Source organism: Streptomyces polyasparticus, from assembly GCF_014493765.1.
GTDB classification, from domain to species: domain Bacteria; phylum Actinomycetota; class Actinomycetes; order Streptomycetales; family Streptomycetaceae; genus Streptomyces; species Streptomyces polyasparticus.
Map to the genome: position 1 here is coordinate 52,234 of NZ_JACTVJ010000017.1, position 18,109 is coordinate 70,342.

17 protein-coding genes are annotated in these 18,109 nt (G+C 70.9%); 8 read left to right on the forward strand and 9 right to left on the reverse strand.

Annotation, left to right across the window (positions count from 1 at the left end):
* Positions 1 to 58: 58 nt before the first annotated feature.
* Together H9Y04_RS30860 and H9Y04_RS30865 are read left to right on the forward strand one after the other, a co-directional pair.
* Entirely contained in the window at positions 59 to 2,710 is a 2,652-nt protein-coding gene (locus tag H9Y04_RS30860; RefSeq protein WP_187817394.1) for an alpha/beta fold hydrolase, read from the forward strand.
* Between the two features lie 52 nt (positions 2,711 to 2,762).
* Positions 2,763 to 3,626 (forward strand): ABC transporter permease, encoded by an 864-nt coding sequence (locus tag H9Y04_RS30865; RefSeq protein ID WP_187817395.1) that lies wholly within the window; start codon positions 2,763 to 2,765, stop codon positions 3,624 to 3,626.
* A 399-nt stretch (positions 3,627 to 4,025) separates the two neighbouring features.
* On the opposite strand, the gene H9Y04_RS30870 is transcribed toward H9Y04_RS30865, so the two are convergent.
* The 3 genes from H9Y04_RS30870 to H9Y04_RS30880 form a co-directional block, all read right to left on the reverse strand.
* Positions 4,026 to 4,604: a VanZ family protein gene (locus tag H9Y04_RS30870; RefSeq protein WP_187817396.1), complete on the reverse strand. Its 579-nt coding sequence runs from the start codon at positions 4,602 to 4,604 to the stop codon at positions 4,026 to 4,028.
* 308 nt (positions 4,605 to 4,912) lie between these two features.
* Positions 4,913 to 5,152 (reverse strand): DUF397 domain-containing protein, encoded by a 240-nt coding sequence (locus H9Y04_RS30875; RefSeq protein ID WP_187817397.1) that lies wholly within the window; start codon positions 5,150 to 5,152, stop codon positions 4,913 to 4,915.
* Positions 5,149 to 5,973 carry a helix-turn-helix domain-containing protein gene (locus tag H9Y04_RS30880; protein WP_236071687.1) on the reverse strand — a complete coding sequence of 275 codons (825 nt, stop codon included), beginning with the start codon at positions 5,971 to 5,973 and terminating at the stop codon, positions 5,149 to 5,151. The genes H9Y04_RS30875 and H9Y04_RS30880 overlap by 4 nt, the downstream gene beginning before the upstream one ends.
* A gap of 111 nt (positions 5,974 to 6,084) precedes the next feature.
* On the opposite strand from H9Y04_RS30880, the gene H9Y04_RS30885 reads away from it, so the two are divergent.
* Both H9Y04_RS30885 and H9Y04_RS30890 read left to right on the forward strand, forming a co-directional pair.
* Complete coding sequence (locus tag H9Y04_RS30885; protein ID WP_187817398.1) at positions 6,085 to 6,579, forward strand: ATP-binding protein; 495 nt, start codon at positions 6,085 to 6,087, stop codon at positions 6,577 to 6,579.
* 44 nt (positions 6,580 to 6,623) lie between these two features.
* Positions 6,624 to 7,415, forward strand: coding sequence for an SCO4651 family lipoprotein (locus H9Y04_RS30890; RefSeq protein ID WP_187817399.1), 792 nt, complete (start codon positions 6,624 to 6,626; stop codon positions 7,413 to 7,415).
* A 23-nt stretch (positions 7,416 to 7,438) separates the two neighbouring features.
* On the opposite strand, the gene H9Y04_RS30895 is transcribed toward H9Y04_RS30890, so the two are convergent.
* On the reverse strand, positions 7,439 to 8,392 hold the full coding sequence (locus H9Y04_RS30895; RefSeq protein ID WP_187817400.1) for a LysR family transcriptional regulator: 954 nt from the start codon (positions 8,390 to 8,392) through the stop codon (positions 7,439 to 7,441).
* Between the two features lie 106 nt (positions 8,393 to 8,498).
* Between H9Y04_RS30895 and H9Y04_RS30900 the strand changes: the two genes are divergently transcribed.
* Positions 8,499 to 9,239 (forward strand): CTP synthase C-terminal region-related (seleno)protein, encoded by a 741-nt coding sequence (locus H9Y04_RS30900; RefSeq protein WP_187817401.1) that lies wholly within the window; start codon positions 8,499 to 8,501, stop codon positions 9,237 to 9,239.
* Between the two features lie 47 nt (positions 9,240 to 9,286).
* Here H9Y04_RS30900 and mmsA read toward each other — a convergent pair whose 3' ends face one another.
* The 5 genes from mmsA to iolC are packed head-to-tail and all read right to left on the reverse strand — an operon-like array spanning position 9,287 to position 15,294.
* Positions 9,287 to 10,789, reverse strand: coding sequence for a CoA-acylating methylmalonate-semialdehyde dehydrogenase (gene mmsA / locus H9Y04_RS30905; protein ID WP_187817402.1), 1,503 nt, complete (start codon positions 10,787 to 10,789; stop codon positions 9,287 to 9,289).
* Positions 10,790 to 10,817: 28 nt separating this feature from the next.
* Entirely contained in the window at positions 10,818 to 12,680 is a 1,863-nt protein-coding gene (gene iolD / locus H9Y04_RS30910; protein WP_187817403.1) for a 3D-(3,5/4)-trihydroxycyclohexane-1,2-dione acylhydrolase (decyclizing), read from the reverse strand.
* Positions 12,677 to 13,480 (reverse strand): 5-deoxy-glucuronate isomerase, encoded by an 804-nt coding sequence (gene iolB, locus H9Y04_RS30915; RefSeq protein ID WP_187817404.1) that lies wholly within the window; start codon positions 13,478 to 13,480, stop codon positions 12,677 to 12,679. The genes iolD and iolB overlap by 4 nt, the downstream gene beginning before the upstream one ends.
* Before the next feature lie 24 nt (positions 13,481 to 13,504).
* Positions 13,505 to 14,377, reverse strand: a complete 873-nt coding sequence (locus H9Y04_RS30920) for a Cgl0159 family (beta/alpha)8-fold protein (RefSeq protein WP_438818174.1) — start codon at positions 14,375 to 14,377, stop codon at positions 13,505 to 13,507.
* A gap of 11 nt (positions 14,378 to 14,388) precedes the next feature.
* Positions 14,389 to 15,294: a 5-dehydro-2-deoxygluconokinase gene (gene iolC / locus H9Y04_RS30925; protein ID WP_187817553.1), complete on the reverse strand. Its 906-nt coding sequence runs from the start codon at positions 15,292 to 15,294 to the stop codon at positions 14,389 to 14,391.
* A 316-nt stretch (positions 15,295 to 15,610) separates the two neighbouring features.
* On the opposite strand from iolC, the gene H9Y04_RS30930 reads away from it, so the two are divergent.
* From H9Y04_RS30930 to H9Y04_RS30940, 3 genes are all read left to right on the forward strand, one after another.
* The gene (locus tag H9Y04_RS30930) at positions 15,611 to 16,519 is read left to right on the forward strand and encodes a sugar phosphate isomerase/epimerase family protein (protein WP_187817406.1); all 909 of its coding nucleotides are present in this window, start codon (positions 15,611 to 15,613) and stop codon (positions 16,517 to 16,519) included.
* A gap of 37 nt (positions 16,520 to 16,556) precedes the next feature.
* Positions 16,557 to 17,486, forward strand: a complete 930-nt coding sequence (locus H9Y04_RS30935; protein WP_187817554.1) for a helix-turn-helix domain-containing protein — start codon at positions 16,557 to 16,559, stop codon at positions 17,484 to 17,486.
* Between the two features lie 365 nt (positions 17,487 to 17,851).
* Entirely contained in the window at positions 17,852 to 18,049 is a 198-nt protein-coding gene (locus H9Y04_RS30940; RefSeq protein WP_187817407.1) for a helix-turn-helix transcriptional regulator, read from the forward strand.
* The last annotated feature ends 60 nt before the right edge of the window (positions 18,050 to 18,109 follow it).

The window sequence follows — 18,109 nt, forward strand, 5'->3', positions numbered from 1 at the left end:
CGGGGTCTCCGTCCGGCGGGGGCCGCGATTGTCCGACCGCGCGCTTACGCTCGTAAGCATGGATCTTCGACTGCCCGGGCTGAAGCGTGCCCGCACATGGCCGCGGTCCCGCCGGCTCGCCGCCGCGGGGGCCGCGCTCGCCGTGCTCGTGGGCGCCGGCACCTGGACGGCGGTGGCCGCCGACGACAAACCGGCTGTCCGGCGCACCGACGCCCAGATGCGGATGGACGGGGCGTCGATCGACACCTCGTACTTCACGGCGGGCAGCAGGGACGACAGACGACCCGCTGTCCTGATCGGGCACGGCTTCGGCGGCAGCAAGGAGGACGTGCGGGCGCAGGCCGAGCGTCTGGCCGCGCGCGGCTATGCGGTCCTGACCTGGTCGGCGCGCGGCTTCGGGAAGTCCACCGGCAGGATCGGGCTGAATGATCCGAAGGCCGAGGTCGCCGATGTCTCGAAGCTGATCGACTGGCTGGCGGCCCGTCCCGAGGTGCAGCTCGACAAGGCCGGCGACCCCCGCGTGGGCCTGACCGGCCCCTCCTACGGCGGGGCGATCTCGCTCCTCGCCGCCGGGCACGACCAGCGGGTCGACGCGATCGCCCCGCTGATCACGTACTGGAATCTCGCGGAGGCCCTCTTCCCGAACGGGGTCTTCAAGAAGCTGTGGGCCGGGATCTTCCTCTCCACCGGCGGTGGCTGCGACCGGTTCGAGCAGCAGATCTGCGAGATGTACAACCGGGTCGCGGTCGCCGGGAAGCCCGATGCGAAGGCGAAGGCGCTCCTCGAGGAGCGCAGCCCGTCCGCGGTCGGCGACCGGATCAAGGTGCCGACGCTGATCCTCCAGGGCCAGACCGACTCGCTGTTCCCGCTCGGCCACGCCGACGAGATGGCCAAGACCATAGGGGACAACGGAGGACCGGTCGCCGTCGACTGGATCGCCGGCGGCCATGACGGCGGCGACATGGAGGGCGCCCGGGCCGACGGGCGCGTGGCCGCCTGGTTCGACCGCTACCTCAAGCAGGACAAGGGCGCAGACACCGGTCCCGCGTTCCGTGTGACCCGTACCGGAGGAGTGGACTCCACCGACGGCCGGGCGCAGCTCAGGGGCGCGACCGACGGGCAGTACCCAGGTCTGGACAGCGGGATGAAGACCGTCCCGCTGCACAAGGGCACCAAGTCCCTGGAGAACCCGGCGGGTTCGAGCCCTCCCGCGATCTCCACGGTGCCGGGCCTCGGCGGCGGCCTCGGCCAGCTGTCCTCGCTCGGGCTCGGCGGGCTCTCGCTCGACTTCCCCGGCCAGTTCGCGGCCTTCGACTCCGCGCCCCTCGGCAAGGACCTGCGGATCACCGGCTCCCCCACCGCTCGCGTCAGGGTGCAGTCGGACTCCGGCGAAGCCGTCCTCTTCGCGAAGGTGTACGACGTGGGGCCGGGCGGACAGCAACAACAGGTTCTGCCCTCCCAGCTCGTCTCGCCGGTCCGGGTCACGGACGCCGAGGACGGCCGCGAGGTCGACCTCACGCTGCCCGCGATCGATTACGAGGTGCAGTCGGGGCACAAGCTGCGCCTCGCCCTCTCCTCCACGGACCTCGGTTTCGCCTCCCCCGTCGAGCCGGCCACGTACAAGGTGACCCTGCTCGACGACCTGAGCGTGCCCACCGCCCCCGGCGTGAAGACGGCCCCGGCAGCGCTGCCCGCCTGGGTCTGGGCCCTGCCCCTGGCCGGCGTGGCACTCGCCGCCGGGCTGCTCCTCACCGCCCGCCGCCGGGTCGCGGCGCCGCCCGCCGACCCGGCGCTCGCCGAAGTCCCCCTCCAGATCACGGACTTGAGCAAGAAGTACGGCAAGTCCGACCGCTATTCCGTACGGGATCTCGGCTTCCGCGTCGAGAAGGGCCAGGTCCTCGGCCTGCTCGGCCCCAATGGCGCGGGCAAGACCACGACCCTGCGCATGCTCATGGGCCTGATCCGTCCCGACGAGGGCGAGATCCGGGTCTTCGGGCACGCCATCCGGCCCGGCGCACCGGTGCTCTCCCGCGTCGGCGCCTTCGTCGAGGGCGCGGGCTTCCTGCCGCACCTCAGCGGCCGCGAGAACCTGGAGCTGTACTGGGCCGCGACCGGCCGCCCGGCCGCGGACGCCCATCTCGACGAAGCCCTGGAGATCGCCGGCCTCGGCGACGCCCTCGCCCGCGCCGTACGCACGTACTCGCAGGGCATGCGCCAGCGCCTCGCCATCGCGCAGGCCATGCTGGGCCTGCCGGATCTGCTGATCCTGGACGAGCCCACCAACGGTCTCGACCCGCCGCAGATCCGCGAGATGCGCGAGGTGATGATCCGGTACGCGGCCGCGGGACGCACCGTCATCGTCTCCAGCCATCTGCTCTCCGAGGTCGAGCAGTCCTGTACGCATCTGGTCGTCATGGACCGCGGACAGCTCGTGCAGGCCGGTCCCGTCGCGGAGATCGTCGGCTCGGGCGACATGCTGCTCGTCTCCACGTCCGAGCCGGTCACCGAGGCCGTCGCCGGAAAGATCGAGGGCCTGCCCGGCATCGCCTCGGCGGCCGTGGCCGAAGGCGGTCTGCTCGTACGGCTCGACGGCGCGACCGTGCCGTTCCTGCTCGCCGAACTCCTGCGCCTCGAAGTACCGGTGACCGGTGTCGGACCGCACCGCCGCCTCGAGGACGCGTTCCTGAACATGATCGGAGGCTCGGCATGAGCGCTGTGGTGACGTCCGAGGCCGCGCCCGGCTACCTGATCGGAGGCTCGGCATGAGCACTGTGGTGACGTCCGAGGCCGCGCCCGGCTACCGGGCCGGCCGCACCCTGCCCTTCCGGGTCGAGGCCCTGCGCCAGCTGAAGCGCCGCCGCACGATGGTGATGGCCGCGATCCTGTCCCTGTTGCCTTTCATCCTGGTCGCGGCCTTCGCGATCGGCGGCACCCCCGACGGCAACGCCGAACGCGGCCCGACCCTGATGCAGACGGCCACGGAATCGGGCGCGAACTTCGCCGCCACCTGCCTCTTCGTCTCGGCCGGCTTCCTCCTCGTCATCCCCGTCGCCCTCTTCCACGGCGACACCGTGGCCTCGGAGGCCAGCTGGTCATCGCTGCGCTACCTGCTGGCGGCCCCCGTCCCGCGCGCCCGCCTCCTGTGGAGCAAGCTGTCGGTGGCGCTGGTGTTCAGTGCGGCGGCGATGCTCCTGCTCCCCTTGGTCGCTCTGGTCGTGGGCACGGCGGCATACGGCTGGGGCCCCTTGCAACTGCCGACGGGCGGCGGCATCGGCGCCGGCGAATCGGCGGGCCGCCTGCTGGTCGTGGTGGTCTACGTCTTCCTCTCCCAACTGGTCACCGCGGGCCTCGCGTTCTGGCTCTCGGTGAAGACGGACGCACCACTCGGCGCGGTCGGCGGCGCGGTGGGCCTCACCATCGTCGGCAACGTCCTCGACGCGGTCACCGCGCTGGGCAACTGGCGCGATGTGCTGCCCGCGCACTGGCAGTTCGCGTGGATCGACGCGCTCCAGCCCAAGATGGAATGGGGCGGCATGCTCCAGGGCGCGGCGGTCTCGGTCACGTACGCGGTGGTGCTGGTGGCGCTGGCGTTCCGGGCGTTTTCGCGGAAGGACATTGTGTCCTGAGGGGTGCGGGCCGGGGCTGCGGATCGGGAGCCGGACGTGGGCGGGCGTCACCTAAGGGCCGGCTCGCCTCCGGCTCCCGCCGGGGGGGTGCGCGTTTCGTCGGCGGCGGCTCGGCCGGTGGGGGTTCTCCTCTTCTTCCGCTGGGGTGGCTGAGCTGCGTGGATGGTTGCGCGGACCTCGCGCGGGTTCCTTTTCGGCGCCCGCGCCATCGGGCTTCCTTTCCCCGATTGCTTTCAGAACTCTTCCGCCCCATCTCCCTCAGCTCTTCTTCTCGCCTCCCTGACAGCAATCTCGCCTCCCTGACAGCAATGGGGGAAGCGGGGCCGAGGGTGGGAGCGTCGAACGCGGAGCCTCGCGAGGTCCGCGCAATCGGGTGGTGGGCGGGGAGTCGTGCTTCGGTCATGCGGAGCTCCCGCTCGCCTCCCCGCGTGTCCGGCCCGTTCCTCCCGCGGGGAGCGGGGTACGGCCGACGCGCCACCAGCGGCGTGACGCCAGTGCGGCCAGACCGGCGCCGGCCGTGTTGAGCAGAATGTCGTCCACGGACGACACCCGGTCCAACTGCAGGACGTACTGCGCCGTCTCGACCAGGACCGAGCCGCCGGCCCCGAGCGCGACCATCCGCCGTATCGATGCCAGGGCCGCGAACCGCAGCGGGGCAAGGAACCCCAGCGCCGCGAACACCATCAGGTTGCCGATGATCTGGGCCGTGTCCATCGTGAGCAGGTCCTGCAGCGGCACCAGGTGGACGACCGCCCCGTCCTCGTCGCCCGGCAGCAGAATCAACCAGACCGGCGGCACCGTCCCGTAGACGATGCCGACCTCGGCGAGCGACCTGCGCCACGCCCTCGCCGCCCCGGCGAGCCTCCGCCGCCGAGCCAGTGCCCACGCCACCAGCGCCGCCACCGGCAACGCGGCCACGGTGAGGATCACCACCCCGGTGAACGTACCGGCCCAGCCGTGCCACCCTTCGAGCCTCACCCTGCCACCCCTGATTCCATCCAGTTGCCACCGGCAGTCTCACCGGCGGCACATATCGGCGGCGTATGGATCGGCGGGAGCCGGGAGATCCGGAAGAGCTCTGAGAGCAATCGGAGAAAGGAAGTCCGATGGCGCGGGCGCCGAAAATGGACCCGCGCGAGGTTCGCGCAACCATCCACGCAGATCAGCCACCCCAGCGGATGAGAAAGAGCCCCACCGGGCCGCCGGCCGCCGACGAAACGCGCAGCCCCCGGCGGGAGCCGGAGGCGAGCCGGCTCTTGGGCGACGCCCACCTCTGATGCGTACGGTCAAGCGGTCGCGTACGCGGTGAACTTGGCCCAGGCCTCGGGGGTGACGGTGAGGATGTCGCCCTCGGGGCACTTGGAGTCGCGGATGTGGATGGCGGCGGGGTGGGGGGCGACCTCTACGCACCTGTCGTGGACGTCATCGCTATAGGTCGACTTGCGCCAGTCGTAGGCGACTTCGAGGCAGTCGCCGCCCTGTTCGCTGCTGTAGCTCGACTTGAACCACCTAAGCGTGCTGGTCATTGCTCTCCTAGCAACCGACTCAACAGGTCCCTGCTTTCCTGGGGGTTGAGGGCCTGTGTCCGCAGCATCGCATATTTGTGCTCCAGGATGGACACCTCGTCCGGAGCGGCAATCAGTTGGCTGCCGCGCTGCGCCTCCACGTACGCGAGCCGCTGGTGATCTGCTGTCTCGATCAGGATGAACGGCCCCGACAGCCCGGCATGAAAGGTGCGGCCGAGCGGCACCACCTGGACGGTCAGGCCGGGAATGGCTGCCGACTCCTGAAGGCTCCGCAACTGCTCGGTGTACACAGCGTCCCCGCCCAGCCGGTCGACGAGGATCGCCTCGGAGAGGATGAAGCACGCCCTTGGGGGATCCTTCCGGTGCAGGATCTCCTGGCGCTGAATACGAGCTTCGACTCGGAGCTCAATCTCGTCCCGGGTGAGCGCCGGGACGTCATTGCTGAAGACCGCACGGGCGTACGCCCTGGTCTGGAGCAGACCAGGAAGTACCTGGTTCTGGTACGAGGACAACCCGAGAGCCTCACGCTCCAAATCCAGGAACTCCGCCGCCCACAGCGGGACCAGATCGACCTCCGGCATGTTGGCCACCGCAACAGCCATCGCCCCCTGGCTTCCCAGCACCTGGTCCAAGGACTCCGCCAGATCCGGCAACAGCGGCCGCACCCCTTGCTCGATGGAAGCGATCGTCACCTCCGCCACCATCAGCCGTTCCGCCAGCTCGCGCTGCGTCAGCCCTGCGTTCCTGCGGAACCGGGCCACCAGCGCGCCGACCATCCGCATCGCCGACGCGTTCTTCCGGGGGCGCTTCCTGACAGCCATGTCCGTCAAATCCCCCACCGCCCCTTACTCGACCCGGCCCGAGGTCATACAGCTCACGGGTATGAGCCGACTGACTGTTCCACGATAGTCACGCTCCGCAACCCTCGCCCCATGAACGAAGAACCCCAACTCCCCCTCGTACGCGAGAAGTTCCTGCGTCGCGAGTGGCAGTCCATCCCCGCCGCCAGGCAGTTCGCCCGTGAGGCGCTCGCCGACTGGGGGTGGTCCGGCCCGGACGACCCCTTGCTCTGTGTGAGCGAGCTCGCCACCAACGCGCTGCTGCACGGCGTCCCGCCGGGCCGCGGCTTCCTGCTGCGGCTGACCCGCGACGCCCACGCCGACGGTGACCCCCACGCCGCCGCGCTCCGTATCGAAGTGCACGACAGCGGGCCGGGCAGCCCGCGCATCCCCGACGCCGCCGACGAGAGCGGTCGCGGTCTGTGCATCGTGGAGGCGCTCGCCGACAAGTGGGGCGTGGGCGGGCGGGACCCCGGCAAGGTGGTGTGGTGCGAGTTCACGGCGCGGCACTCCGGGCTGAGAGCTGGTGACACAGGTCCTGCTTATCCGGGCCTTACGTCCGGCCGTATGCCCGCCGCGCGTCCCTAGGGTTGCCGTGAACCCGGCGAACACCCCAGCAGAGGCGGACATCCATGAAGCGCACCCTCGCGGCGACCGCCGCCCTCGTCGTCGTCGCAGTCGGCGCCACCGCGTGCGGAGCGGGCTCGACCGTCGACACGGGTGCGGCGCTCCTGAGCGCACTGACGAAGGCGTCCGACAAGGCGCAGCAGGCCGGATCGGCCGAGGTGGCGATGGTCACGGAGATCGGCCAGGGGACGCCCGTGACCATGGACGGCACCTTCTCCTGGGGCGAGGGCATGGCGTACGACGTGCAGATGGACGCCGAGGCCGCAGGGATGGGCGCCTTGGCCGATGGCGAGAAGATACGTGCCCTGCTGGTCGACGGCGCCTACTACTACAACGTGCTTCCGCAGTCTTCCGGCCCCCTCGACGGCGTGCACTGGGCGAAGGTCGAGGCATCCGCCGTGCTCGGCGAGGAGGCTGCCGCGCAGATAGACGTGTCCGGCAATCCGGTCTCGGGCCTGCGGGGGATCAAGGACGCGAAGGACGTCGAGAAGGTGGGCGAGGAGACGGTCCTCGGCAAGAAGACGACGCACTACAAGACCTCGTACCCCGCCGACTCGCTCGGCGGCGGCGCCGAGAAGGGACTCGCCAACGTCATGGGCGAAGGCTTCGACGAGGTCACCCTGGATGTCTGGCTCGACGACCAGAGCATGCCGGTCCGCATCAAGCAGGACATGGGCGCTCTGAAGATGAGCATGGACTTCAAGAAGTTCGGCGCCACGAAGAAGATCACCGCGCCGCCCGCGAACGACACCGGCGACATGTCGGCAATCGTCGAGGAACAGCTGCAGGGCTCCTGACAGCGCAGTCCGGCCTCGCCGGGTTACCCGGCCCCGACCACCCCGATCCGCTCCACCAGTTCCCGGGCCGGGCCCTCCGGCAGCCGCCCGTGGACCAGCTCCACGCGATGGACGATCCGTGGCGCCGAGACACCCGTCACGGCCACACCGTCGAGCCGCGCCGCCACCGCCTGCGGCAGGAGCGTGAGCCCATGCCCGGCCGCGACCAGCGCTCCGAGCGTGAGGACATCCGTGCCCTCGTACGTGATCCGGGCGCGGAACCCGTCGGTGGCTGCCGCCGTCCGCAGCCGGGGCAGCTCGATCCCCGTGTCGGGGGCGTCGATCCAGGGCGCCTCGCTCAGGTCCGCAAGGCGTACGGAGGGGCGGCGGGCAAGCGGGTGGCCTGCGGGGAGGACCACGGACAGCGGCTCCTCGGTGACCCGCAGCGTCGTGAGCGGGCCGAGGTCGGCGAGGGCGAGCGGATCGCTGGGCGCGGCCGCACCGTCCACCAGGGCGAGGTCCACCTCACCGGCGGTCACGGCCTGCAGCGCCTCGTCCCGCCCCAGCACCCTGAGCACCGAGCCACGGCCTGGCAGGCCCAAGCCGCGCCCCGGCAGCTCCGCGCCCCGGACCGGCAGATCCAGCCCGCCCGGCAGCCCCAAGCCGCGCCCCGGCACCCCCGAACGCAGCAGCGCCGTGCGCGCCAGCGGCGTACACGCGACGGAAATCCCTTGCCCCGGCGCCTGGTTGAGGCGGGCCAGGTCGGCGCGGGCCGCGTCCAGACGCAGGAGCAGCGGCCGGGCGTGCTCCATGAGCCGGGCCCCGGCCACGGTCGGGGCGACGGGGCGGCGGGTCAACAGCGGCGTCCCGAGGTCGGTTTCGAGGGCCGCGATGTGCTGGGAGACGGCGGACTGCGTATAGCCGAGCGCGCTCGCGGCGACGGAGAACGAACCGTGGTCGACGACGGCGACGAAGGTCCGCAGAAAATGGGGATCCACGCCCGCCAGTGTGCATCGGCGCCCATCAGGCTGCATCAGCGGTCCTGATGCGACCTCCAGAAATCATCGTTGGACCTGATGCGGACGGCCGGTCCACGATGAAGCCATGCCGAACGACAAGGACACCCCACAACACACCGCCCGTATCGCCCTCGTCGGCGACCGCTCCCCCAACGTCCGCTCCCACACCCGGATTCCGGGCCTGCTCGACGCCCTGCGCGAGCGCGAGTACCTCGATCTGGAGGCGTACTGGATTCCGACCGAGGAGGCGGCGGCCGAGGGGGTCGAAGGCTTCGACGGGATCTGGGTGCTGCCCGGCAGCCCGTACCGCAGCGAGGCGGGCGCCCTGAGGGCCGTGCGGACCGCGCGCGAGCGGGGCATCCCGTTCCTGGGCACGTGCGGCGGGTTCCAGCACGCGGTCCTGGAGTTCGCACGCGGCGTCTGCGGTCTGACGGACGCCGTCCACGCGGAGACCGACCCGGGCACCGAACGGCAGGTGATCGCTCCGCTCGCCTGCTCCCTGGTCGGACACGAGGGGGCGGTCCACTTCGCACCGGACTCCCTGGTGCGGCAACTCCTCGGCACCGAACGCTCGCTGGAGCGCTACCACTGCTCGTACGCCCTGGCCGAGGAGTACCGGGACACGTTGCACGCCCACGGCCTGCGCTTCACCGGCACGGACGACGAGGGCGCCGTCCGCGTCGCCGAGCTGCCGAACCACCCGTTCTTCCTGGCCACGCTCTTCCAGCCGGAACTGTCCGGCGACGGCACCCGCCCCCACCCCCTCATCCACGGCTTCGCCGCGGCGGCCCTGAGGGAGGCCACCGCGGCGAAGAGCACCGTGTGAGCGGTAGGTGCGCAGACGGGATCAGTGGTTCCGACCCGCAGACGGGATCAGTGGTTGCGCGGGAAGCCCAGGTCCACGCCGGCCGGCGCCTCGGACGGGTCCGGCCAGCGGGTCGTGACGACCTTGCCGCGGGTGTAGAAGTGCGTGCCGTCGTTGCCGTAGATGTGGTGGTCGCCGAAGAGGGAGTCCTTCCAGCCGCCGAAGCTGTGGTAGCCGACGGGGACCGGGATCGGGACGTTGACGCCGACCATGCCGGCCTCGACCTCCAGCTGGAAGCGGCGGGCCGCGCCGCCGTCGCGGGTGAAGATCGCGGTGCCGTTGCCGAAGGGCGAGTTGTTGATGAGGGCCAGGCCCTCCTCGTACGTATCGACGCGCAGCACGCACAGGACCGGGCCGAAGATCTCGTCCTTGTACGCATCGGCCGTGACCGGTACGCGGTCGAGCAAGGACAGACCGATCCAGTGGCCGTCCTCGTGGCCCTCGACCGTGTAACCGGTGCCGTCGAGGACGACCTCCGCGCCCTGGTCCGCGGCGCCGTGCACGTACGAGGCGACCTTGTCGCGGTGGGCCGCGGTGATCAGCGGGCCCATCTCGGAGGTCGGGTCGTTGCCAGGCCCGATCTTGATCTTCTCGGCCCGCTCGCGGATCTTCGCGACCAGCTCGTCGCCGGTCGCGCCGACCGCCACGACCGCGGAGATCGCCATGCAGCGCTCGCCCGCCGAGCCGTACGCCGCCGAGACCGCCGCGTCGGCGGCCGCGTCGAGGTCGGCGTCGGGAAGGACCAGCATGTGGTTCTTCGCGCCGCCGAGCGCCTGGACGCGCTTGCCGTTGGCGGAGGCGGTGGTGTGGATGTAGCGGGCGATCGGGGTCGAGCCGACGAAGGAGACGGCCGCGACGTCCGGGTGCTCCAGAAGACGGTCGACGGCGACCTTGTCACCGTGGACGACGTTGAACACACCGTCCGGCAGACCGGCCTCGGCGAGCAGCTCGGCGATCTTCAGCGAGGGCGAGGGGTCCTTCTCGGAGGGCTTGAGCACGAAGGTGTTGCCGCACGCGATGGCCAGCGGGAACATCCACATCGGCACCATGGCCGGGAAGTTGAAGGGCGTGATGCCCGCGACCACGCCGAGCGGCTGGCGGATCGAGGCCACGTCCACGCGGCTGGACACGGAGGTCGACAGCTCGCCCTTGAGCTGGACGGTGATCCCGCACGCCAGGTCCACGATCTCCAGACCGCGGGCGACCTCGCCGAGTGCGTCCGAGTGCACCTTGCCGTGCTCGGCGGTGATCAGCGCGGCGATCTCGTCGCGGTGCGCGTCGAGCAGCGCGCGGAACTTGAACAGGACCGTGGTGCGCTGGGCGAGCGAGGACTGCCCCCAGGTCGCCCAGGCCTCCTTGGCCGCGGCGACCGCCGCGTCCACCTCCTCGACGGAGGCGAAGTCGACCTGCGTGGTCACGGCGCCGGTCGCCGGGTCGGTGACCGGCCCGGAGCGGCCCGAGGCGCCCTCGACGGTCTTGCCACCGATCCAGTGGTGCACGGTCTTCGTCATGGCGTACTCCTCGAACTCCTGCTGGTTGTCACAGATGGCGCCGGCGGGCCCGCACTTGCCTCTCATATGTCCGGCGCGCCTCCACCGCCGCCTCACGGCTCGCGGTCTCGGCCACGGGAACATCCCACCACGCCTGCGCGGGTGGCACGCCCGACACAATGTCTGCGGATTCCGTCTCCACATAGACACATGTGGGACCGTCGGCGGCGCGCGCCGCGGCGAGCGCTTCCCGCAGCTCACGTACGGTCCCGGCACGCAGCACCCGCATCCCCAAGCTCTCCGCGTTGGCCGCGAGATCCACCGGCAGCGGGTCCCCGGTGTACGTCCCGTCCGCGGCCCGGTACCGGTATCCGGTGGCGAACCGCTCGGCCCCGACGGACTCGGAGAGGCCACCGATGGACGCGTATCCGTGGTTCTGCAGGATCACGGCCTTGATCGCGATCCCCTCCTGCACGGCGGTGACGATTTCGGTCGGCATCATCAGATACGTCCCGTCGCCGACGAGCGCCCAGACCTCGCGCGCGGGGTCGGCGAGCTTGACGCCGATGGCCGCCGGGATCTCGTATCCCATGCAGGAGTAGCCGTATTCGACGTGGTACTGGTCGGCGGTCCGGGTGCGCCACAGCTTGTGCAGATCGCCGGGGAGTGATCCGGCGGCGTTGATCAGCACGTCCCGCTGGTCCACCAACGCGTCGAATACGCCGAGGACTTGGGCCTGGGTCGGCGCCGCGTCCGGATCCGCGGCGGCGTAGGCCCGGCTCACCAGGGACTCCCAGTCCGCCTTGGCCTCGGTGTACTCGGCCTCGTAGGCCGGGGGGACCCGCTCCTTGAGGAGGTCACGGAGCTGCGCGATCCCCTTGTGCGCGTCCCCGACCAGCGAGACGCCGCTCATCTTGTGCGCGTCGAACGCGGAGATGTTGAGGTTCACGAACCGCACCCCCGGGTGCTCGAAGAGCGTGCCGGACGCCGTCGTGAAGTCGGTGTAGCGCGTGCCGATCCCGATCACCACGTCGGCGGTGCGGGCGAGCCCGTCGGCGACCGCGGTGCCCGTGTGCCCGATCCCGCCGACGTCGGCGGGATGGTCGTACGGCAGCGCGCCCTTGCCCGCCTGGGTCGACGCCACGGGGATGCCCGTGCTGTCGGCGAGCGCCTTGAGCGTGTGCTCGGCTCCGGCGTGCCGCACGCCTCCGCCCGCCACGATCAGCGGACGGCTCGCGGCACGGATCAGACCGGCCGCCTCGTGCAGCGCACGGTCGTCGACCTCGGGCTGCCGCACCCGCCAGACCCGTTCCGTGAAGAACTCCTCCGGCCAGTCGTACGCCTCCGCCTGTACGTCCTGCGGCAGCGCGAGCGTCACCGCCCCGGTCTCCACCGGATCCGCGAGCACCCGCATCGCGCTCAGCGCCGCCGGGATCAGGGCCTCGGGACGCGTGACCCGGTCGAAGAACTTCGACACCGGCCGCAGACAGTCGTTCACCGACACATCGCCCGCGTACGGCACTTCGAGCTGCTGCAGTACGGGATCGGCGGGCCGGGCCGCGAACACATCGCCGGGCAGCAGCAGGACGGGCAGGTGGTTGATGGTGGCGAGGGCCGCGCCCGTCACCAGGTTCGTCGCGCCGGGGCCGATCGAGGTCGTCACCGCGTGCGCGGACAGGCGCCGTGAGTGACGCGCGTATCCCACCGCCGCGTGCACCATGGCCTGCTCGTTGCGCCCCTGGTGGAAGGGCATGAGGTCCCTGTACTCGACGAGCGCCTGGCCGAGCCCGGCCACATTGCCGTGTCCGAAGATCCCCCAGGTCGCGGAGATCAGCCGGTGCCGGATCCCGTCGCGCTCGGTGTACTGCCGGGACAGGAAGCGGACGAGTGCCTGGGCGACGGTGAGCTTCATCGGTAACCCTCCGCATAGTCGGGGTGGAACCGGATCCGCCACTCCCGGCCGGCACCGGGTCCTGCCATGACGTTCAGGTAGTACATGTCATGCCCGGGCTGCGCGATCGACGGACCGTGCCAGCCGTCCGGCACCAGAACCGCATCCCTCGTACGGACTTCGGCGAGCACATCCGTACCGCCGTCGCGCGAGGGGCTGACCCGCTGGTAGCCGAGGCCTTCGGGGCCGCCGTCGATCTCGAAGTAGTAGATCTCCTCCAACTCGCTCTCCATGCCCGGCACTTGCTCGTCGTGCTTGTGGGGCGGATACGAGGACCAGTTGCCGCCGGGGGTCAGCACTTCCACCGCGATCAGGCGGTCGCACTCGAAGACGCCGGCCGCACCGAAGTTGCGCACTTCGCGCGAGCACCGGCCGCTGCCCCGGCGCTCGATGGGAACCTCCGCCGCGGGGCCGTAGCGAGCCGGGAGTCTGCGCTCGCATTTCGCTCCTGCCAAAGCGAACCGGCCTCCCACGGCGGAGGCGATCTGGGTGTGCGCGTCACGCGGCACGTACGCGAAGTCGGTGGCGCTCGCGAACACGTCCTTGCGGCCGTCGAGTTCGATCAGCAGGCCGTTCACATAGACGGTGCAACCCCCGGTCAGCGGCAGCACGATCCACTCGCTGTCACCGCTCACCAGGGTGTGCGAACCACCGGGCGGCAGGTCGAGCACCCGCAGGGACGCGAACGTCCAGCCGGCCCGCTCGGGGCCGATGTCCAGGGCATACGGACCGTGCGCCGTCTCTCCCGCACGTACATGCATCGCCGCCACTCCTCTACAAGGGCTCTACAGCAGACCGACGGCTGTCTGGACGGCCGCCGCCACATCGTCGTCGGGCGGATAGAGCAGCGACCGTCCCACGACGAGCCCCTGCACGGTGGGCAGTTGCAGCGCGCCCCGCCACTTCTCGTACGCCGCGTCCTGATCGCCCTGGGTGTCGCCGCCGAGGATGACGGACGGCAGCGTCGAGGCCGCCATGACACGCTCCATGTCGTCCGGATTCTCGGTGACGGGCACCTTCAGCCAGGTGTACGCGGAGGTGCCGGCGAGTCCGGAGGCGATGGCGATCGAGGTGGTGACGGCCTCGGCGGACAGATCGTTGCCGAGGCGTCCGTCCGTGCGGCGCGAGACGAACGGCTCGACGAACACCGGCAGCCGTCGCTCGGCCATCTCGTCGATGATCCGGGCGCTGGAGTGCAGGGTGGCGAGCGAGCCCGGGTCGTCGTAGTCGATCCGGAGCAGCAGTTTGCCGCCGTCCAGGCCCGAGCGCTGCAGATCGACGGGCCGGTAGCCGGTGAAGCGGTCGTCGAGCTCGAAGGCGGAGCCCGCGAGCCCGCCCCGGTTCATGGAGCCGAGCGCCACCTTGTCGTCGAGCGCGCCGAGAAGCAGCAGGTCGTCGAGAATGTCGGCGGTGGCCAACACGCCGTCCACGCCCGGGTGTTCGAGGGCCAGACAGAGCCGCGTAAGGAGGTCGAGCCGGTTGGCCATGGCGAGCTGCCGGCCGCCGACGGCGAGCGCGCCGCGCGCCGGATGGTCGGCGGCGATGATCATCAGACGGCCGCCGGGCCCGATCAGCGCCCTGCGGCGCCGTCGCGCGGCGGCCTCCGCCACGGCCTCGGGGTGCCGGGCCCTGGTCCGCGCGAGCTCGGCGGGGCTGATCGCGGGGAGGCTCACAGGGCCGCCTCGACCTCATGCGGGAAGGGCATCGCGGAGGAGCAGGCGAGCCGGGAGGCGACGATCGCGCCGGCCGCATTGGCGTACCGCATGATGTGCTCCAACTCCCAGCCCGCGAGCAGTCCGTGGCACAGCGCACCGCCGAAGGCGTCACCGGCCCCGAGCCCATTGACCACCTCGACGGGCACGGGCGGGACCTCGGCGCGCTCACCCTTGGCATTCAGGGCGAGTACCCCTTCGGGCCCCTGCTTGACGACGGCGAGCTCGACCCCGTACTCCAACAACTTCCGTGCGGAGTGCAGAGGTTCCCGTACGCCGGTGGCGATCTCGCACTCGTCCAGATTGCCGACGGCGACGGTGGCGTGGGCGAGGGCCTGCTCGTAGTGGGGGCGCGGCTCCTCACGCCAGAACATCGGGCGCCAGTCGAGGTCGAAGACCGTGCAGCCCTCGCGGCCGCGGGCGGCGAGCGCGGCGAGGGTGGCGTCGCGGCTCGGCTGTTCGCTCAGGCCGGTGCCGGTCATCCAGAACACCCCTGCCGCACGCACCGCTTGGAGATCGAGCTCGCCCGGGTGGATCTCCAGGTCGGGCGCTTTCGGCTGCCGGTAGAAGTAGAGCGGGAAGTCGTCGGGCGGAAAGATCTCGCAGAAGGTTACGGGGGTCGGCAGCCCCGCGACGGGCGTGACCCAGCGGTCGTCGACGCCGAACTCCCGGAGCGCCTTGTGCAGATACGCGCCGAACGCGTCCGCTCCCGTACGGGTGATCACGGCCGTGCGCCGCCCGAGCCGGGCCGCGGCGACGGCGACATTGCTGGCGGAACCGCCGAGGAACTTCCCGAAGGTCTCCACGTCGGCGAGCCGCACACCCGTCTGCAGGGGGTACAGATCCACGCCGATCCGGCCCATGGTGATCACATCGAACGGCCCCGGGGAATCGGGAGCCTCGAACAGCCCTGGGGAATCCGGGACTTCGCTCCGGCCTTGCGGATCCGGGACTTCGCTCCGGCCTTGCGGATCCGGGACTTCGCTCCGGCCTTGCGGTTCGGACACCGGCCACACCCTTTCGGCTCGCCCCGGTCCATGTCGTCCCTGATCCCGTGGTACCGCAGACTCCAGGTCTAACGCCGGGCGCGCCACACTGTCAACGGATTGTCCTTACATTCGGACCATGGTCCGTCGCCCTCCTTGACACCCCTCTCATATCGCCGGAAAGCTGGCGCCCATGACGCCAGCGCCCGGCCTTTCGCGTATCCGCATCGGCTCCGCTCCGGACTCCTGGGGCGTGTGGTTCTCCGACGACCCGCGGCAGGTGCCCTGGCACCGGTTCCTGGACGAGGTCAGCGATTCGGGTTACGAGTGGATCGAGCTCGGACCGTACGGCTATCTGCCCACCGACCCCGAGGTGCTGCGCGCGGAGACCGAGCGGCGAGGGCTGAAGGTGTCGGCGGGCACGGTGTTCACCGGACTGCACCACGGTCCTTCCGTCTGGGAGTCCACCTGGGAGCAGGTCTCGCGGGTCGCCGCGCTCGCCCGCTCGCAGGGTGCGGGGCACCTGGTCGTCATCCCGTCGTTCTGGCGGGACGACAAGACGGGCGCGGTCCTGGAGGACCGCGAGCTGACAGCCGCACAATGGCGCGAACTAGCCCATGGATACGAGCGGTTGGCCACCGAGGTCCGCGACACGTACGGGCTGCGGATCGTGGTCCATCCGCATGCGGACACGCATATCGACACCGAGGAGAACGTCACCCGCTTCCTCGACGCCACCGACGCGGACCTGGTCTCGCTGTGCCTGGACACCGGGCACTACGCGTACTGCGGCGGCGACAACGTGAAGCTGATCGAGACCTACGGTTCGCGGATCGGCTATCTGCATCTCAAGCAGGTCGACCCGGCGGTGCTCGCCGCCGTACGGGACGAGGACCTGCCCTTCGGCCCCGCGGTCGCGCGCGGCGTGATGTGCGAACCGCCGGCCGGACTCCCCGCCCTGCAGCCGGTCCTGACAGCCGCTCAGTCCCTCGACATCGAGCTCTTCGCGATCGTCGAGCAGGACATGTACCCCTGCGAACCCGACCGTCCCCTGCCCATCGCGCGCCGCACCCGCGCCTATCTGCGCTCCTGTGGGGCGTGACCTAGGAGGAAGAGTGGTGCGGTCCAAGGCGCCCCGTATGTCGCGGTGTCCGGCCGGGACCTGGGAGCGGGCCATCGGTGTGCCCCATCCGCGGCTGCGGCCCGGGGTCCTCGCCTACCGGGGCTTCCGGCTCGCGCTGCCCGCGCCGCGGCGGCGGCTCGAGACCCCGGTGCCCGCGGTCACGTTGCTGCTCGGCTTCGACCGCGCGCTGCGGGTGCACCATCCCCGCAGGCCCACGGTGTCGCGGGTCTGCGCCGTCTCGGGGCTCGCGACGACGGCGGTGGTCGGCGAGCACGACGGACGCCTGTCGGGCATCGAGGTGATGATCGCGCCCTGGGCCGCCTTCACCCTCTTCGGCCTCGACCAGCACGAACTCGCCGACCAGGTCGCCGATCCGGACGACGCACTGCCTGCCCCGCGCGGACGCTGGGGGTCGGTGGACAGCCTGGCGGACGCGCTGGGCACGCTGCCGACGTGGAGCGCACGGTTCGCCCTGCTCGACGAGGTGCTCACCCGCTGGTCGGAGCAGGGTTCGCCGTCCTCACCGCGCACGGTCGCGGCCTGGAACGAGCTGGTGCGCACCTCCGGCGCCGTGCCCGTGGCGCATCTCGCCGAACAAGTCGGCTGGAGCGTACGCCAGTTGGAGAACCGCTTCCGCGAGCAGATAGGGCTCAGCCCGAAGGCGGCGGCGCGGGTCCTTCGCCTGACACGGGCGCGCAGACTGCTCGCGGCGGGCCGCACCCAGGCCGAGACGGCGGCGGCCTGCGGGTTCTACGACCAGTCGCATCTCAGCGGCGAGTTCCGCGCCATGACGGGCTTCACACCGGGCGAGTTCACCGCGGCCCGCCGCTCCCCCGCGGTGGAGTCAGGACCGCCGAATCCGGACCGGCTGCAGGGCGAGGCGACGAGCCTGCTGCTTCCGGCAAACGGAGCTGCGCCTTTCTCCAAGACTGCTGTGATGCTCTGAGGCAATCTGAGCGGGTCGACCTGCCGACGGGGGAACGGGGGTCGATCAGGGCCGGGCTCCGTCGCAGGGTGCCCGGCCCTTCGGCTGCCTTCGTTGCAGAACCCCATGCCAAGGCCACGGCATTTCGGGACAAAGCCTCACGGATTCGCGACAAACGTCCCCCTTCCGTCACAGCTGTCTCACTCACGCGGGTTTCCCGTCACACCCCCTCAACAGGCACATCCCTCTCGTCACTCCCCGTCGTTCACGGGGCAGAGGCTGAGTGATCACGAGCACACGCTGAGTGATCGCCGAGAACACCGCACCCGGCTCCCCCGACGGCTCCCCCGGGCCGAAGCCGCGGTGCGCACAGGGAGGTGCCGCACATGGCCAACCGCGAGCTCTGGTCGTACAAGGACATCGCCGCACACATCCGGGTCCAGCCGGACACCGTGCGCTCGTACCGCAAACACGGGCTGCTCCCTCCGCCGGACCATGTGGAAGGCGGCAAGCCGTACTGGTACGCCGACACGATCCGCCGCTGGGTGGCCAGCCGGCCGGGCAACAGAGGCCGCAAGGAGTAAGCAGAACGCAGCGGGCCCCCGCTCCCCGAACAGGGAGCGGGGGCCCGGCCGTTCGGGCCG

Bases quoted from the DNA above. Each gene is read 5' to 3' on its own strand.
- H9Y04_RS30865 (WP_187817395.1), top strand. From the start codon at position 2,763: ATGAGCACTGTGGTGACGTCCGAGGCCGCGCCCGGCTACCGGGCCGGC.
- mmsA (WP_187817402.1), bottom strand. From the start codon at position 10,789: ATGACGAAGACCGTGCACCACTGGATCGGTGGCAAGACCGTCGAGGGC.
- H9Y04_RS30880 (WP_236071687.1), bottom strand. From the start codon at position 5,973: ATGGCTGTCAGGAAGCGCCCCCGGAAGAACGCGTCGGCGATGCGGATG.
- iolB (WP_187817404.1), bottom strand. From the start codon at position 13,480: ATGCATGTACGTGCGGGAGAGACGGCGCACGGTCCGTATGCCCTGGAC.
- H9Y04_RS30885 (WP_187817398.1), top strand. From the start codon at position 6,085: ATGAACGAAGAACCCCAACTCCCCCTCGTACGCGAGAAGTTCCTGCGT.
- H9Y04_RS30935 (WP_187817554.1), top strand. From the start codon at position 16,557: ATGTCGCGGTGTCCGGCCGGGACCTGGGAGCGGGCCATCGGTGTGCCC.
- H9Y04_RS30860 (WP_187817394.1), top strand. From the start codon at position 59: ATGGATCTTCGACTGCCCGGGCTGAAGCGTGCCCGCACATGGCCGCGG.
- H9Y04_RS30900 (WP_187817401.1), top strand. From the start codon at position 8,499: ATGCCGAACGACAAGGACACCCCACAACACACCGCCCGTATCGCCCTC.
- iolC (WP_187817553.1), bottom strand. From the start codon at position 15,294: ATGGGCCGGATCGGCGTGGATCTGTACCCCCTGCAGACGGGTGTGCGG.
- iolD (WP_187817403.1), bottom strand. From the start codon at position 12,680: ATGAAGCTCACCGTCGCCCAGGCACTCGTCCGCTTCCTGTCCCGGCAG.
- H9Y04_RS30890 (WP_187817399.1), top strand. From the start codon at position 6,624: ATGAAGCGCACCCTCGCGGCGACCGCCGCCCTCGTCGTCGTCGCAGTC.
- H9Y04_RS30930 (WP_187817406.1), top strand. From the start codon at position 15,611: ATGACGCCAGCGCCCGGCCTTTCGCGTATCCGCATCGGCTCCGCTCCG.
- H9Y04_RS30875 (WP_187817397.1), bottom strand. From the start codon at position 5,152: ATGACCAGCACGCTTAGGTGGTTCAAGTCGAGCTACAGCAGCGAACAG.
- H9Y04_RS30940 (WP_187817407.1), top strand. From the start codon at position 17,852: ATGGCCAACCGCGAGCTCTGGTCGTACAAGGACATCGCCGCACACATC.